The sequence below is a fragment of the Roseibium algicola genome (assembly GCF_001999245.1).
Classification (GTDB): Bacteria; Pseudomonadota; Alphaproteobacteria; order Rhizobiales; family Stappiaceae; genus Roseibium; species Roseibium algicola.
Map to the genome: position 1 here is coordinate 6,005,851 of NZ_CP019630.1, position 15,245 is coordinate 6,021,095.

Below are 15,245 nucleotides of genomic sequence, written 5' to 3' on the forward strand. Positions count from 1 at the left end.
TAGCAGTCCGGATAAAAATACGCACCCGTCTTTGCGTCGCTAGCCGACTAAATTTGTAGCGTTTTTTAGAACATGATTGCTTTGGCAGTAGTCCTCGCCTGCCAGAGTTCCACTAACGACTTAAATGTCCTACAAATCGCGGTGTGCAGGAGCAAAAATCTGGCGAGGAGTGAATGGCAAGTGAGCAGTAAGCGGACCGCCTTCCGGAGCCTGATCCCTCACTCCACTGTGCCCGGCGCGTCGCGACAATCAAAGAGAGTAGGAGATCAGGCCGCCTTTTTCCGAAGCACGGAAAAACCGGTCCTTTTTGCGTCCTTGATAAGCCGGCCATTGGGCGCAAGATCCATCGTGACGATTTGTGCGCGGCCCTGTTTCTTTGCCCTGTGCAGGCCACCTTCGGCAGCTTCCATCGCACGCTCCAGCGGAGTCGAAACGCTGGCACTGACCAGACCGACGCTCGCGGTCACCATCAGCCGGCCGCCAGACGCTTCCTGACATTCCAACCCGAAACGCCTGCAAATTCTCTGGGCGGTCAAATGGGCGAGTTCCTTGTTGCCCTCCGGCAGAAACACAGCGAATCCGGCACCGCCCACACGCCCTGAAATGGCGTTTTCGACCAGCGTATCCTTCAAGATGCGCGCGAAAAGCTGCAGGAGCGCATCTCCCATCGCCTGACCGAAACGCTCGTTCACCGATTTGAACTGGTCCATGTCAAACAGGATGAGGCTGTAAAGGCCCTTTGGAGAGGAGTTAGAAGCGATCCAGTCCTCAGCATCGTTGAGAAACGCCCGTCGGTTCGGCAGAGCTGTCAGGTCGTCCTGAAGAGCCTGCTCCCTGAAACCGTGCAAGGATCGTTCGATGACCATGGAAGCCGGCAGGACGATCGTCATGATGATCGAAAACAGAACGGTGATCAGGTAGGTGCTCATGAACCCTTCCGTGAAAGTCGACTGGAAGGACGGGAAGAGCAGTATGTTCTGGTGAAAGGTAAACCACATGAAGCCCGCGGTTTCGACCAGCGTTGTCATGCCAAGCATACGGGCTGAATAGAGTTTCTCCCGATTTTCGAAGAACGCCATCCACACGACCCAGAGACCACTCAGGATCAGCACCGACTGAACATAATTCACCCGGGTGAGGAAGTTGTCCTGAAATTCGGGAAACTGGCATAGAACGAGCCAGGCAAACGCTATCGTTGCGAACACCCAGACATGACCGCTGCGGCCCAGGAACACGGCGAAGCCGCTTCGCCTCAGGCCGGTCCCGAGAATGACCAGGAAATTAGCGGCAACGATACTGAAAAGGTCCGGAATTGTTCCGCGAAATGCAAGGAGAACCGTCCCGCAAGCCGCCAGAAACATTCCTGCAGACCACAGGGCGAGGCTTCTCGAACAGGCAACGCTCCGCCCTGGCCAGAACATGTAAAAAAGGAACAGGATGACGCTACCGGCAAACTCGGCAATCATAATGCAGGTAAACAGTGTCGGTGTATCGAGCGTCATGAAAACAAAGGCCTTGCGATCAAGGCTTGCAGCCTAGACCGCCAGTCGTAAAGGAAAGATTTAATCCGTATATTTATCAATATTTTATCTTCTTTAGCCACCTCACATCATCCGCATATGTATTGGGCATCGTCCCCTGCGTCACTCAGACGCAAGTGTTTCCAGATAGGCCTGCGTCTCTTGCCTCTCCTTCGGATTGATGAGGCCGGAAGACTCGCCGGGATTGACGATTGCACCATAGCCTTTCGGCGCCGGGACGTTGCCCCTCCCCTGCCCGGGTTCGGTTTTCAGCGCATCAAGCAAGGGTGTCCCTGGCCCGACGGCGCATGCCGACAATCCAAAGGCGAGAAGCAGGCACCCACCCAGTGCCAGCACGTTCCGCATGCAGCTCAACCGATCCTCCACCACTTTGTTTCCTCATCCATCCGATCGTCACAAATTTCCACTAGCCAGAGGGCCTGAACGTGGATTGAAATCCAATCGACGGAGACGTTACCTTGTGTCATAAATAGCCGATAGTTCAAAATATCGGCGAAAAAATAACAAGATAACGCGATTGAACAACAAGGGCTCACAGGCCTTTCGTGGGCTGAATGGGGCAAGATAACCGGAGGAAATCCCTGCCTATGGCTGATGACCGCGACCATCCCATGTTGCAGTATATCATCAACAACCCGGAAGCCTTTGCACAGAATCTTGCAAAGACGCTCGAGCAGGCAGGCAAGGCACTGGCGGCCTATATCGAGCCCCGGGAACAGGGCAAGATCACCCACGATTCGACCGACGAACTGACTGGTGTCGTAAAGACCCTCGCTCAGGTTGGCGAATACTGGGCGTCCGATCCGCAGCGCGCCGTCGAGGCCCAGTCGCGCTTGTGGAGCGGCTATATCGATCTCTGGAATTCCTCGCTGAAACGGATGATGGGCGAACCGTCGACACCGGCGATCGAAACGCCGGCGCGTGACAAGCGCTTTGCCGATCCGGACTGGCAAAAAAACCAGTTCTTCGATTTCATCAAGCAGCTCTACCTGATCACCAGCAAATGGGCGGAGGACATGGTCCACGACGCCCAGGGACTGGATGAGCACACACGCCACAAGGCCGAATTCTACGTTACCCAGATCGCCAATGCCGTCTCCCCGTCCAATTTCGTGCTTACAAACCCCGAGCTGTTACGTCTGACACTGGAAAGCAACGGCGAAAACCTGGTCAAGGGCATGCGGCACCTGGTCGAGGATCTGAAAACCGGCAAGGGCGAGCTGAAGATCCGCCAGACCGACCCGACAAAATTCAAGCTCGGCGAGAACCTCGGCACCACGCCGGGCAAGGTGATCTCGCAGAACGACGTCTGCCAGGTAATCCAGTATTCGCCATCTACCGACGAGGTCCTGAAACGTCCTCTCCTGATCGTTCCGCCGTGGATCAACAAGTTCTACATTCTCGACCTCAATCCGGAAAAATCCTTCATCAAGTGGGCGGTCGACCAGGGTCACACGGTGTTTGTCATTTCCTGGGTCAACCCGGACGAACGCCAGGCTCAAAAGAGCTTCGAGCATTATATGAAGGAAGGCATCCTCAATACGCTCGACGTAATCAAGCGGGTAACGCGCCAGGAAGAGGTCAATTCCATCGGTTACTGCGTCGGTGGCACATTGCTGGCGGTCACGCTTGCCTATATGGCAAAGATCGGCGACGACCGCATCAAGACCGCGACCTTCTTCACCACACAGGTCGACTTCACTTTCGCAGGGGACCTGAAGGTGTTCGTCGATGAAGAACAGATCTCGGTCCTTGAAAAGAGGATGGCCGAGCACGGCTACCTGGACGGCTCCAAGATGTCGTCCGCCTTCAACATGCTGCGCTCCAACGATCTGATCTGGTCCTATGTGGTCAACAACTACCTGAAGGGCCAGGACCCCTTCCCGTTTGACCTGCTCTACTGGAACTCGGATTCCACACGCATGCCCGCCGCGAACCATTCGTTCTATCTGCGCAATTGTTATCTGGACAACAAACTGTCCAAGGGCGAAATGGAAATCGCGGGCGAGCACCTTGATCTCTCCAAGGTAACCATTCCGATCTTCAACCTGGCAACGCGTGAGGACCACATCGCACCGCCGAAATCGGTCTTTCTGGGGTCAGGCTGTTTTGGTGGCCCCGTCGATTACGTGCTGGCCGGTTCCGGGCATATTGCCGGTGTGGTCAACCCGCCTGCAAAGAAGAAATACCAGTTCTGGACAGGCGCGGAAGCCAAGGGAACGCTGGAAAACTGGCTCAAGAATGCCGAGGAACACCCCGGGTCCTGGTGGCCTTACTGGGATCAGTGGATCCGCTCGCATGACGACGCCAAGGTCAAGGCCCGCAAACCGGGTGCGAACCGGGTCAAAATCCTTGAGGATGCGCCCGGCTCTTATGTGATGACCAAGGTGTAACGTACTGCGCCAGGACACATCCCCGGAGCTCCATTCTCCCGGCGCTGACTACGGCTGTTTCCGAAGCGCATATCTCAACCGAAATGTGCGTCCAGAGGCGTCAATGTCATGGCCAGCAGCTTGCCGAACTTGCGGGCGGCCATCGGGCGACCGAAATGATAGCCTTGGACGACTTCACAACGGCAGCTGGCAAGAAAGGCCTGCTGCTTTGCGGTTTCCACGCCCTCTGCCACGACACAGAGCCCAAGTTCCCGCCCGAGGGAAATGATGGCCTTTGCGATACACCGGTCGCTTTCGTCGAAATCCAGATCGCTGATGAAGCTGCGGTCGATCTTGAGCCTTGTCAGCGGAAAGCTTTTCAGCGCGGCGAGACTTGAATATCCGGTGCCGAAATCATCTATGGCGAGCTTCACGCCCAGCCGGCGGAAATCGTCCATCAGTCCAACGGCCTGATCCGCATTCTTGATCAGCAGGCTTTCGGTCAGCTCCAGCTCAAGGTAGGTCGCGGCAAGTCCGGTTTCCTCGAGTGCATCGCGAACATCCGAAATCATACCGTCGTCACGGAACTGGCGGGCGGAAACATTGACGCCAACCGTAATCGGCATCAGGCCACTTTCCTGCCATTCCTTGTTCTGCCGGCAGGCTTCGCGCGTCACCCATCTGCCCAGAGGCACGATCAGGCCGCTTTCTTCCGCCAGAGTGATGAACTCGCCCGGCATCATGCGACCAAGTGCCGGATGTTGCCAGCGCACCAGCGCTTCCGCACCTACGATACGGCCGCTAACCAGATTGTATTGCGGCTGGTATTCCAGGAAAAACTCGCCGTTCTCGATGCCGGTCCGCATTTCCTCCAGAAGTGTCAGCTTGTTGACCGAACGTTCCGGACGGGTCTGCTCATAGACCTTGAAGCTGTCACGTCCTGCGGACTTTGCTTCGAACATCGCCTTGTCGGCATTCCGTAAAAGCTGTGCCGCACTGTCGGCATCCTGCGGGTAACAGGCAGCACCAATGCTGCAGGTAACATGGAACGACAGGTCATCGATCTGGATCGTTTTGGTGATCTCGTCCCGGAGCCTTGCCATGAATTCGTAGAGGGCAGCTTTCTCTGCCGTGTCTCGGTCGACAATCAGGACAAATTCGTCGCCCCCAAAGCGGATGGCCTGATGTGCACCGTCGTGGACGGACATGATCCGTTCCGCGACGATCATCAGCACCTGGTCGCCAATCGCATGTCCGAAGCTGTCGTTGACGAACTTGAAATTGTCGAGATCAACAAAAACGACGGCAACAGGCACGCCGGTCCTGTCACTTTCGGACACCTTTTCTTCCAGCTTGGTCTTGAACTCCTGCCGATTGGGCAGGCCTGTCAGGACGTCATGATTGGCCAGATAGCGGATCTTGCGTTCGGCTCGGTCACGCTCGACCGCTACGGACGCAAGCCGGGCAGCTTCCAGTGCAAGCTTCAGCTCGTGATCCGTCGGGCTGCGCGTTGACTTGGTGTAGAGCCCAAACGTGCCCAGAACCTTGCTGTCCTTGCCGAAAAACGGCACCGACCAGCAGGACCGCAATTCGAAAGGAGCAACAAGGTCGCGTACATCCTCCCACAGTCGGTCCTTCTGGATATCTTCGACGATGACACTCTCGCGGCGGAACACAGCGGTTCCGCATGAACCCATTTTCGGGCTCACAGGTATACCGTCGGTGATGTCCAGGTAGTCTTGCGGCAGGTTGGGACCGACAGTCGCCAGAAGATGCTCGCCTGTGTCATCCACAAGCATGATCGACCCCATAACTCCATCGAGTTGGTCTTCAATGGTCAATACGAGTGTCGTCAACACCTCGTTCAAGGGTCTGCCCGCAGCAATTTCCTGAAGGACCTTGTTCTGCCCCTGCTGCAGCAGTAACGCCCGTTTGCGCTCGGTGATGTCCCGCGAGAGGCCAACAATGCCGACGACTTCACCCTTGCTGTTTGTGACCGGGTACTTGGACGAGGAGAACCATTTCCGCTTGCCGTTCGCCAGAATTGACGGCTCCTCGAAATCGATACGCGGAATATTCGAGGCCATGATCTCCTGCTCGATCGCATGGAACTTGGACCCGGTCTCTTCTGGATGCAGCTCCAGATCGGTCTTGCCGATCAATTGCGAAGCATCATCGAGACCGACATCAAGCGCGACCTGCAAGTTCGCCATGACGAAGCGCGAGCTGCGGTCCTTCACATAGAGATAATCGGAAACCTCGTTAAGCAGTGTATGAAGCCAGTCGCCGCTGAGGCGAAGTTCGTCACTTCTTGACAGCTTCGTGATGTGGTTAAGCCGATCCAGCTCGGAGGCCAGGGACGAAACTATTTCGCTATTTTCCGCGTCCCCATCATCCTGGCTTGTTTGTAAGACCATGCTCCAGTCCAATTGATTGGATTTATCACTCTCAAGTATTTGGCTATTTTTGCCGATTTCAAACTAAAAAACAATGAACTGAACAGAACGCAGGCCTTTTTACTCATTAGTGTTTTATTATTCATCGAACGAACTAGCCCATCCGGGCAAACACATTGAAACTACACCAAAATCTCCAGGAGATATCGATTCAAATACTTAGTGATACCGATCTCTGACATAGGTATTTTTCACGATCTTTACTGTTGCTTGCGACAGAATGTTGTTTGCCAAGTCCCCGTTTCGCCGGGTAAGATTGCCGAATATCCGAAAGGCTGGCTTCAGCATATGCAAACCACGCAACGTCACCCGAGCCCCCTTGCCCGTCCGGCATTGAAAGATGCCAATGGCCTGAGAGCTCCCGTTCTTCTGCCCAAAGCAGCGACCGGCAAGCCAGCGCCTGCGCTGGCAACTTTCATGAAGATACTCGCACCCGGCATGTTGACCGGTGCCTTGTGGACGCAAGCCTGGCTTGGTGTCTGGGGCGCACTTCTGCTCGCTTTTGCGGTACTGGCAGGCGTGATCGCTGTCCCCAGGCTTGTCGGGGAAACCGGCAAGGCCTCCAGTTGGGCCAAACGCGTGAGCTTTGGAGAAAAGATCTGGCTCAACAGATTGTTCCTCCCCGTTCCCGCCACCGACAGTGCCCGGATTACAACGCTTTATCTCGTTTTCTGGATGGGTGGGCTGATTGCGTTGCTCGGCGGCTTCCTGTCATCGCCAATCCTGTCGCTGACAGGTCTGGCCGTTGCGTATGCGGCCCAGTTCGTCAGCTTCGGCAAGTTGATCCAGCTTTACCAGACCATGAAGGACAAAACCCCGCTCTACCGTTTCTGGACTGCTGTTCCGCACAACGACAACCTTCCCGGGAAGGCAGTGCGCAGCAAACACGGCTGATTTCCTTTGAATGTCTCCTTGAAGCGGGTCGCTGTTCAGTCGGCTGTGCTCAACTCCAGACTCACGATGGCGACCAGACCAAGTGCGGCAAGCGCAACTTGCTGCTCCTGCCCCGCGATCTTGCTGCGCAAATCCGGCTCGTGAATGTCGAGCACCCAATCCCTGCCCGTCACGAATCTCTTCAAACCTGACAGCAAACCGGCTTTCTTGCCTTCTGCCTGATCCCGATGTTTGCGGACCAGCGTCCCCACTGGATTGCCGTCTGCCAACAGCACCAGAGCTTCCGTGTCGCCACCAAGCATCGTGCGGACGGTTTGTTTGGCAACACTGTCAGGGTTGGCAAGGCTGAACTGAACATTGCTTCCAGGCACTTCCAGTTGCCAGCCCTGCTTCAAAGGTCCTCGTCCCCCGATTTGTCCGATGCTGACGTCCGCATCGGTCCTCAGTTGCCAGCTGCCAGTACCGGACCTGGATTTGCACTCGAGTGCCCAGGCAGTCTGTGGGCCGATGCGAATGCTTGTAACGCCTCTCATGTGCGGCTTGTCCAGTTCGAACACCATGGCAGGTGCTTCCTCGAGACTTTGCCCGGTGCCAAACACCTTGAACTGCCTGGCGACACCGGGCGGCAACGGCATGCTGCCCGGCGTTTTGACAAATCGGAAGCTGAGGTTCGTTTCCATGTTGCGCCTGTTCTGGCCTCAGCCTGCCTGTTTCCGCTTTTCGGCAAGCAGGCCAATGTAGGTCAGCGCGACGCTAGCGCCGGCAATCGAGGTGATATCGGCATGGTCGTAAGCCGGTGCGACTTCGACGACATCACCGCCGACGAAGTTCAATGACCCCAGCCCACGCAGAACCGACAATGCCTCGCGAGAGGACAGGCCACCGGAAACAGGCGTACCGGTACCGGGCGCAAACGCCGGGTCAAGGCAATCGATGTCGAATGTCATATAGGCCGGGCCATTGCCCACCCGGGCCTTGATCCTGTCGGTCACGCCGCCGATACCCAATTCGTCCATCTCGTATCCATGAATGATTTCCAGCCCGCAAGTTTCGGGAGCATGGGTACGGATGCCGATCTGGATTGAACGGTCTGGGTCGATAAGGCCTTCTCGCACGGCGCGTCCGGTGAAGGTGCCGTGGTCGATCCGGTCGCCTTCATCGTTCCAGGTGTCCTGATGGGCATCGAATTGCACCAGGGCGAGCGGGCCATGTTTGGCCACGTGCGCCTTGAGAAGCGGATAGGTGACGAAATGATCGCCACCGATGGAAAACAGATGCGCCCCGGAAGCCAGAATATCAGAGGCCTGAGACTGGATGTGTCCGGGAATATCAGCGTTGCGGCCATAGTCGAATACACAGTCGCCGTAGTCCACGCAGGCAAGAACCTCAAAAGGGTCCATTTCGAACGGGTATTGCGGGTCGCCGTCGAAAATGGCGGATGCGCGGCGCACCCCCTGAGGACCGAACCGAGCCCCCGGACGGTTGGAAACAGAGGCATCAAACGGGATGCCCCAAACCGCCAGGTCAATCCCGGTCAGATCGCGGCTATAGCGGCGGCGCATGAAGGACAGCGCGCCTGCATAGGTCGGTTCATGCGAACCGCCCTTGACCGATTTACCCAGAAATGCGTTGTCGGTTTCCCGCGGCAATTCTGCTGACATGACAATTTCCTTGAAGTCTGGTGTGGCAGGATTTTTGCGCCGCTCCGGATCAAGCGGCACGGACTGCCGGGTGTGTCATTTACCGGACACCCGAGGACGGTCTTTCAGGTTTTACCAGTGATGGATCGTCCCGCCAATCCCGAGCCGCAAGGCCCGCTACAGAGTGCTGAACCAGCACTTGTCCCCCATGTCTTTGGTGCTGTTCCAGTTCCGCTTCTTGTCAACCGTGGGGATATGTCGAAAGATCGGGGCGCCCACCTCTCCGTGCAAAGGAAGGATCACAGCCATGAGCGACAGCGGCCATCACGACCATGCCGGCGGCGGTGCGCACGGCCATTCTCACGACCATGATCATGGTCAAGGGCATGACCATGATCACACCCCTGAAGTGACGGACAAGAACGCCCGCGCTGTTGCGTGGGCAGGTCTTTTGATTGCTGCCTTCATGTTTGCGGAGCTGATCGGTGGCTGGCTTTCAGGGTCTCTGGCGCTGATGGCGGACGCCGTCCACATGGTTACGGATGCCGCATCGCTGGGGTTGGCCTGGTGGGCCTTTCAGCAATCCAAGAAACCTGCAGATGCCCGGCTAACATATGGCCGCGACCGGTTACCGGTACTGATTGCCTTCGCCAATTCCATATTCCTGCTGGTGGTGACAGGCTGGATCTGCGTGGAAGCTGCCGGGCGCTTCATGGAGCCGGAGACCGTGCTTGCAGGCCCGATGTTTATCATTGCCGTTATCGGCCTTCTGGTGAATATCGGCGCCTTTTTCATTCTGCAGCGTGGCGGTGACGGATCGCTCAACATGCGCTCTGCGATCCTGCATGTGCTCGGCGATCTACTCGGCTCAGTTGCGGCCATCGCGGCCGCTATCGTCATCTATTTCACGGGTTGGTATCCGATTGACCCGATCCTGTCGGTTTTCGTCGCTGTGCTGATTGTTCGTTCTGCGGTCGCGGTAATGCGCCAGTCCGCGCATATCCTGCTGGAAGGTGCACCGGCAGACATCGACAGGGACACCCTGAAAACCGATCTGCTGAATGAAGTCCCTGGCCTCGCCGACGTTTATCACATCCATCTCTGGTCGCTGGCCGAAGGCAAGGTGAATGCCACCATGCATGCCATCTTGAAACCGGAAGACAGTCCGGATGCCGTTTTGCAGCAGATCCGCGAACGGTTGAGGACAAGGCATGGCATCGGCCACGTGACGATCGAGGTAACTGAAGGCTCCTGAGTTTCTGAGATTTCTGAGGACACCCTTCCCGATCATTGCCGCTGTTTTGAAGTCCCCAACCGTTTACGCGAGATTATCTCTTGCCGGTTAGCCTGAAGTCAGGATGGCTGGCTATGACAGAAATTCGGCGCAGGACCCGGCACCAACGGCCTGGAACGCCAGAAACGAAAACACTGCACCTCCGGAAGGTGCGGCCACCATTTTCACGTTTTATGCCTGTCTTGCCATTCTCGCCACACTGGCAGCCCTGGGTGGAGCGCTATTTTCCCTAACAGGATCCGGGCAATAAAGTCGGCTTGCCTCACACACAGATTTTGTCCTCGGGATTATTTCCCGTCTTTCTTCGGATTGCGCGGCGATCCACGGGATACCGTCACGGGACCGTTGTCGCCTTGCGCCTCCGGGACTAAAACGAGGAACAAACTGGCAATTGCCGGTCCATCTCCATGAGGAATTCCTGCCTTGGCAGACATGACCCCGAAGATCCTGCGCGGCAGGCTGCTTTCTTTCTCCACCGCCCCCAAAGGGCCGGATGACACGGACGCTTACAGCTATATCGAGGACGGTGCCCTTCTGCTTCGTGGCGGCAAGATTGCTGCTTGCGGCGAGTTTGCGGACGTTGCTGCTTCCGCAGATGAAGGAACGGCCATCATCGATCATCGGCCACATCTGATCCTGCCCGGTTTCATCGACACCCATATCCATTTCCCCCAAGCACAGGTGATTGCGTCCTGGGCGGACCAACTGCTGGACTGGCTGAACGACTATACGTTCCCGGCAGAAATGAAGTTTGCGGACAAGGCTCATGGGGAACGGATCGCCAAGGCCTTTTATGACGCGCTGGTTGCCCACGGCACCACGACGGCCTCCGCCTATTGTTCCAGCCACCCCGCCTCGGTCGACGCCTATTTCGAAGAGGCGGAACGGCGCGGCATGTTGATGCTGGGTGGCAAGACGATGATGGACAGGAACGCGCCTGCCGATCTGTGCGACACCGCTCAAAGCGCCTATGACGACAGCAAGGCTTTGCTGAAAAAATGGAATGGACGCGGACGGGCGCATTATGTCGTCACCCCGCGCTTTGCAATCACGTCGACACCCGGGCAGCTTGAAGCTGCTGGAACACTGTTGAGGGAATATCCGGACTGCCATTTGCAGACCCACATCAACGAAAACCACAACGAAATCGCCTACACGCTCGAACTCTACCCGGAAGCGGCAGACTATCTTGGCGTTTACGAAGGGTTTGGCCTGCTCGGCCGCAAGACCTTGCTCGGTCACTGCATCCATATGAACGACCGGGAACTGGGTGTCATGCGGGAAACCAGCTCCGTTGCCGTTTTCTGTCCGACGTCCAATCTCTTCCTTGGCAGCGGTCTCTTCAACAAGGCCGGGCTGGAGCAGGCTGGCGTTCGCACGGCCATCGCCACCGACGTTGGCGGTGGCACAAACTATTCCATGCTGCGCACGCTCGACGAAGGCTACAAGGTTCTGCAGCTCCAGCGCCAGCGACTCCACCCGCTCGCCTGTTTCCACTGGATAACGCTCGGCAACGCCGAAGCGCTTTCACTGCAAGACAGGATCGGCACACTGGAGCCGGGCACAGATGCAGACCTTGTGGTCCTGAATGCGCGTGCGACCCAACCGATGGCCTTGCGGATGGAAACCGCCGAATCTCTATCGGAAGAGCTTTTCGTGCTGCAAACCCTTGGCGACGATCGTGCTGTCGTTGAAACCTATGCAGCGGGTAAAGCCTTGAAGTCCTGACACCTTGGCCGGGGCACACCTAAATGCCCCGGCTTTTGGCCGCCTCAGCCAGCGTGCCTTGGCCTGAACGGGCGAAACAGCAACAAGCTGAACCCCGCAGCGGCAAACAGGACCAACGCCAGCGCCGTTCCCCGGTAGACAGCGGCAAAACCGAAGTCCTGAATGGGCATTGTCAGGACTAGCGGCGAAACGACCTGGCCCAGAAACATTGCTGTCGTCACGATGCCCGAAACGCTGCCACGCCGTTCTTCCGGTGCGACTTGCAACGCAAGCAGCAGAAACGACGGCTGCACGAGAGAATAACCCGCCCCGACCAGCGCAGCACCGCCGAGGATGAGCGGCCAGACCGCGTCGATAGAAAGAATGGCGAACCCCAGCCCCATCAACACAAAGCCGATGCCGAAAGACGCAGACAGGCCGACAAGGGAGCTGATCCTTTTGTAGGCAATCGCAACCAGGCCTCCGGTCAGTGTCAATGCACCTAGCCCCATTGCCGTTCCAGAAGCGCTATCGATGCCGTTTTCATCCAGATAATACGGCAACTGGCTGGGCATCAGGAAAAAGAACATGACGGTGACCATGGTCAGCAGGCCAACAGCCAGTGCGGGCACAAGCCATCCTTTTTGCGGGGCAAGGTCTGCATTTTCGGCTGTGCTGGCCGCACTCTCGCGCCGAGTGTTTCTTTCCTGTTGCAGGATCGGCAGCAACAGCGGCACCAGCAGAACAGGCAACATATAGACCAGGAACGGCAAACGTGGAGACAGGCCTGCAAGCCAACCGGCAAAGCCGATGAACAGGAAGCCACTGAAATTGATCGCCGCCGTCTGCCATCCCATGAAGGCACTTCGGCGCTGACCGGAAAACAGGTCCCCAACCAGCGCAACTTGCGCAGTCATCGTCATGGCGACCGCAACACCCAGCAAAAGACGGCTCACCAGGATCGACTGCAGGTCCGGCAGGTAGGCTCCAGCGCTGCCGGCAAAGGCAAAAAGAAGAACGCCAGCCAGCAGCAGCGGACCTCTTCCGAACCTGTCTGCCGCCAGCCCGGCGAACGGTGCGATCAGAACAACGGACAGCGACGGCGCCGCGACCAGGAAGCGGGTCAGATAGGCCGCCGCGGGTTCATCCGGAAAGCTTGCCTCGAGCGCCGGAAGCGCCGGGCTGATGGTCGCATTTGCCATGATTTTCAAGGTTGCCGTCATCAGCAGCGCGATTGCTGCTGTTTCCAGCCAGAGCGGTCGACCTGTTGATCGAGGTTGAGAAGACATAGTGGTTTTTCCTTGCCTTTTGAAAGCCAGGAGCACAGCCTACAAATTCAAGTCGACTTGAGGTCAATAGATGAAATTAATGGATATTTCCGAAGTATCGAAGCAAACGGGCATCGCTGCATCGGCCATTCGCCACTACGAGGAAAAGGGTTTGATCACGTCCGTCGGCCGCCGGGGGCTGAAGCGCCTGTTCGGACCGGAGGTACTGGACCAGCTTGCCCTGATCACGCTTGGCAAGACGGGTGGCTTTTCGCTGGAAGAGATCAAGTCAATGTTCGGCTCCGACGGCCGCCCTGCCCTCTCACGGCCCGGTCTTCACATGAGAGCAGATGAACTCGACAGACAAATCCACACGCTGGAAGCACTTCGCGACATGATCCGTCACGTCGCCGACTGTCCTGCACCGTCACACATGGAATGCCCGAAGTTCCAGCAACTGATCCGTATCAGTGGTCGAAGAAGCCGAAGTGAGCGCGTCACACAGAAGTTGCCTCCGGTCAAACCGGGTCGAATGTGATTGCCCAGCTACCTTCTTGAAAAGAACAGAATGACCTGACGCGCCTGACGCTGAAAGAGCCCCGGTTCTCTCGGTTTCTCATGATGCTCCTCGACGGAGCGAATGACACCACGCACGATGAGGATGGCAGCGACACCGAACAAGACGCCTCCGGCTGCCTGACCGATCAGGACACCAGGCGCCCCATACAGCGCTCCCCCGATCCAGACGAAGGGAATCGTGCCGACCGTGTGCCGTCCCCAGTTGAGCATGGTTGAATAGAAAGGCCGGCCTAGATTGTTGAAGCAGGCGTTCGCAACAAAGATGGCGCCGTTGAAAAAGAAGGCCAGCGCCAAGGGACCGCAGAAAAGGAAAATCAGGGTCAGGGCAACGCCTTCGGCCTCGAACAGATGCGCGATCGGTTCACGAAGCATGAACAGGACCAACGCGGCCAGGCCGACCACAAGTGCCGTAAACAGAAGCGCTTCGCGCAGCGTGTCACGCACCCGGTCGAACCGTCCCGCCCCATAGTTCTGCCCTACGATGGGGCCCACGGCTCCGGACAGCGCAAAGATGGTTGCAAAGGCCAGAGGCGACATTCTCGCGACAACCGCCATGCCTGCGACGGCCTCTTCACCGAATTCGGCCATTGACCGGGTTACCCAGGCCTGCCCCACCGGTGTTGCGAGTTGGGTGAGAATTGCTGGACAGGCAATCGCGGCAATTGGCGACATGTCCCTGAAAAGAGCCTTCGAGCGCGGCAATGTCAGGCCGCCGTGGTAGCGGAAGATCGGTACCAGCGCGAATACGGCAATGGCGACGCGGGATGCTGCGCTGGCTATTGCTGCCCCTGTCAGTTCCAGGTCGAAGCCGAAAATCAAAATCGGATCAAGCACTGCATTCACCAGCCCGCCGACAATGGTCGACATCATCGCCCACCGGGCATCGCCATGCGCTCTCAGCACGGCTCCGCCTGCCATGCCGAGCAATAAAAGAGGCAACGTCGGAACGATGATTGCCAGGTAATGAACCGCGAGATCATGGGTCTGACCTGTAGCGCCGATCAACGTGACAAGCGGCCCGAGAGAAACCCAGACGGCCAGTGCAAAGACAGCGCTGAAAAGGAAACCCGCCGTAAGAGCGTTGGAAGCCTGTTGCCGTGCCTCCTCTTTGTCCCCTGCCCCCAGTGCCCTGGCCACCAGCGCACCGGCGGCAATGGCAACACCAATGTTGAACGAGGTGGTGAAGAAAAGGATCGCACCGGCATATCCGACTGCCGCCGCCAGTTCCGCCTTGCCCAACATGGAAATGAAGATCATGTCGACAAAATCGACAGCAAAGATCGCCATCAGACCGATAGACGCGGTCAGGGACATCACGGTCACATGGCGAAACAGACTTCCAGACAGAAATTTTGCCTGGGTTGCAGATGCCTGATCTTTCACATTCGAACTCAGCGGATTGTCCTCCTCACGGGTGGCTGCAAACGTGCCAAAGCCATAGCAGGCATTGATGCCAACAAAAAACCCGCCGGATCGCTCCGGCGGGTTTTTCGA

The 15,245-nt window shown here is 57.2% G+C and carries 12 protein-coding genes; 5 read left to right on the forward strand and 7 right to left on the reverse strand.

Annotated elements, in window-relative coordinates; all coding sequences use genetic code 11:
* Positions 1-266 precede the first annotated feature (266 nt).
* Both B0E33_RS27795 and B0E33_RS27800 read right to left on the reverse strand, forming a co-directional pair.
* Entirely contained in the window at positions 267-1,502 is a 1,236-nt protein-coding gene (locus B0E33_RS27795; protein ID WP_077293008.1) for a GGDEF domain-containing protein, read from the reverse strand.
* Between the two features lie 141 nt (positions 1,503-1,643).
* Positions 1,644-1,895 carry a hypothetical protein gene (locus B0E33_RS27800; protein WP_152506738.1) on the reverse strand — a complete coding sequence of 84 codons (252 nt, stop codon included), beginning with the start codon at positions 1,893-1,895 and terminating at the stop codon, positions 1,644-1,646.
* Between the two features lie 233 nt (positions 1,896-2,128).
* Here B0E33_RS27800 and B0E33_RS27805 point away from each other — a divergent pair, with 233 nt between their 5' ends.
* A complete protein-coding gene (locus tag B0E33_RS27805; RefSeq protein ID WP_077293010.1) occupies positions 2,129-3,934 on the forward strand; it encodes a PHA/PHB synthase family protein in 1,806 nt (601 codons plus the stop codon).
* 74 nt (positions 3,935-4,008) lie between these two features.
* Here the strand turns inward: B0E33_RS27805 and B0E33_RS27810 are convergent, their stop codons facing one another.
* Positions 4,009-6,330 carry a sensor domain-containing protein gene (locus B0E33_RS27810; RefSeq protein ID WP_077293011.1) on the reverse strand — a complete coding sequence of 774 codons (2,322 nt, stop codon included), beginning with the start codon at positions 6,328-6,330 and terminating at the stop codon, positions 4,009-4,011.
* Between the two features lie 327 nt (positions 6,331-6,657).
* On the opposite strand from B0E33_RS27810, the gene B0E33_RS27815 reads away from it, so the two are divergent.
* Complete coding sequence (locus tag B0E33_RS27815) at positions 6,658-7,263, forward strand: DUF6653 family protein (protein ID WP_077293012.1); 606 nt, start codon at positions 6,658-6,660, stop codon at positions 7,261-7,263.
* A gap of 35 nt (positions 7,264-7,298) precedes the next feature.
* On the opposite strand, the gene B0E33_RS27820 is transcribed toward B0E33_RS27815, so the two are convergent.
* Together B0E33_RS27820 and speB are read right to left on the reverse strand one after the other, a co-directional pair.
* Positions 7,299-7,943: a hypothetical protein gene (locus tag B0E33_RS27820; RefSeq protein WP_077293013.1), complete on the reverse strand. Its 645-nt coding sequence runs from the start codon at positions 7,941-7,943 to the stop codon at positions 7,299-7,301.
* Positions 7,944-7,961: 18 nt separating this feature from the next.
* Positions 7,962-8,924 (reverse strand): agmatinase, encoded by a 963-nt coding sequence (gene speB / locus B0E33_RS27825; protein ID WP_031268792.1) that lies wholly within the window; start codon positions 8,922-8,924, stop codon positions 7,962-7,964.
* 286 nt (positions 8,925-9,210) lie between these two features.
* Between speB and B0E33_RS27830 the strand changes: the two genes are divergently transcribed.
* On the forward strand, positions 9,211-10,158 hold the full coding sequence (locus tag B0E33_RS27830; protein WP_077293014.1) for a cation diffusion facilitator family transporter: 948 nt from the start codon (positions 9,211-9,213) through the stop codon (positions 10,156-10,158).
* Positions 10,159-10,629: 471 nt separating this feature from the next.
* A complete protein-coding gene (guaD, locus tag B0E33_RS27840; RefSeq protein ID WP_077293016.1) occupies positions 10,630-11,925 on the forward strand; it encodes a guanine deaminase in 1,296 nt (431 codons plus the stop codon).
* A gap of 44 nt (positions 11,926-11,969) precedes the next feature.
* Here guaD and B0E33_RS27845 read toward each other — a convergent pair whose 3' ends face one another.
* A complete protein-coding gene (locus B0E33_RS27845) occupies positions 11,970-13,193 on the reverse strand; it encodes an MFS transporter (RefSeq protein ID WP_077293017.1) in 1,224 nt (407 codons plus the stop codon).
* Between the two features lie 70 nt (positions 13,194-13,263).
* Here B0E33_RS27845 and B0E33_RS27850 point away from each other — a divergent pair, with 70 nt between their 5' ends.
* The gene (locus B0E33_RS27850; RefSeq protein WP_077293018.1) at positions 13,264-13,710 is read left to right on the forward strand and encodes a helix-turn-helix domain-containing protein; all 447 of its coding nucleotides are present in this window, start codon (positions 13,264-13,266) and stop codon (positions 13,708-13,710) included.
* Positions 13,711-13,718: 8 nt separating this feature from the next.
* On the opposite strand, the gene B0E33_RS27855 is transcribed toward B0E33_RS27850, so the two are convergent.
* A complete protein-coding gene (locus tag B0E33_RS27855; RefSeq protein WP_208997726.1) occupies positions 13,719-15,134 on the reverse strand; it encodes an MATE family efflux transporter in 1,416 nt (471 codons plus the stop codon).
* Between the last annotated feature and the right edge of the window lie 111 nt (positions 15,135-15,245).

Bases quoted from the DNA above. Each gene is read 5' to 3' on its own strand.
- B0E33_RS27830 (WP_077293014.1), top strand. From the start codon at position 9,211: ATGAGCGACAGCGGCCATCACGACCATGCCGGCGGCGGTGCGCACGGC.
- B0E33_RS27820 (WP_077293013.1), bottom strand. From the start codon at position 7,943: ATGGAAACGAACCTCAGCTTCCGATTTGTCAAAACGCCGGGCAGCATG.
- B0E33_RS27815 (WP_077293012.1), top strand. From the start codon at position 6,658: ATGCAAACCACGCAACGTCACCCGAGCCCCCTTGCCCGTCCGGCATTG.
- B0E33_RS27810 (WP_077293011.1), bottom strand. From the start codon at position 6,330: ATGGTCTTACAAACAAGCCAGGATGATGGGGACGCGGAAAATAGCGAA.
- B0E33_RS27805 (WP_077293010.1), top strand. From the start codon at position 2,129: ATGGCTGATGACCGCGACCATCCCATGTTGCAGTATATCATCAACAAC.
- B0E33_RS27795 (WP_077293008.1), bottom strand. From the start codon at position 1,502: ATGACGCTCGATACACCGACACTGTTTACCTGCATTATGATTGCCGAG.
- speB (WP_031268792.1), bottom strand. From the start codon at position 8,924: ATGTCAGCAGAATTGCCGCGGGAAACCGACAACGCATTTCTGGGTAAA.
- B0E33_RS27845 (WP_077293017.1), bottom strand. From the start codon at position 13,193: ATGTCTTCTCAACCTCGATCAACAGGTCGACCGCTCTGGCTGGAAACA.
- B0E33_RS27850 (WP_077293018.1), top strand. From the start codon at position 13,264: ATGAAATTAATGGATATTTCCGAAGTATCGAAGCAAACGGGCATCGCT.
- guaD (WP_077293016.1), top strand. From the start codon at position 10,630: ATGACCCCGAAGATCCTGCGCGGCAGGCTGCTTTCTTTCTCCACCGCC.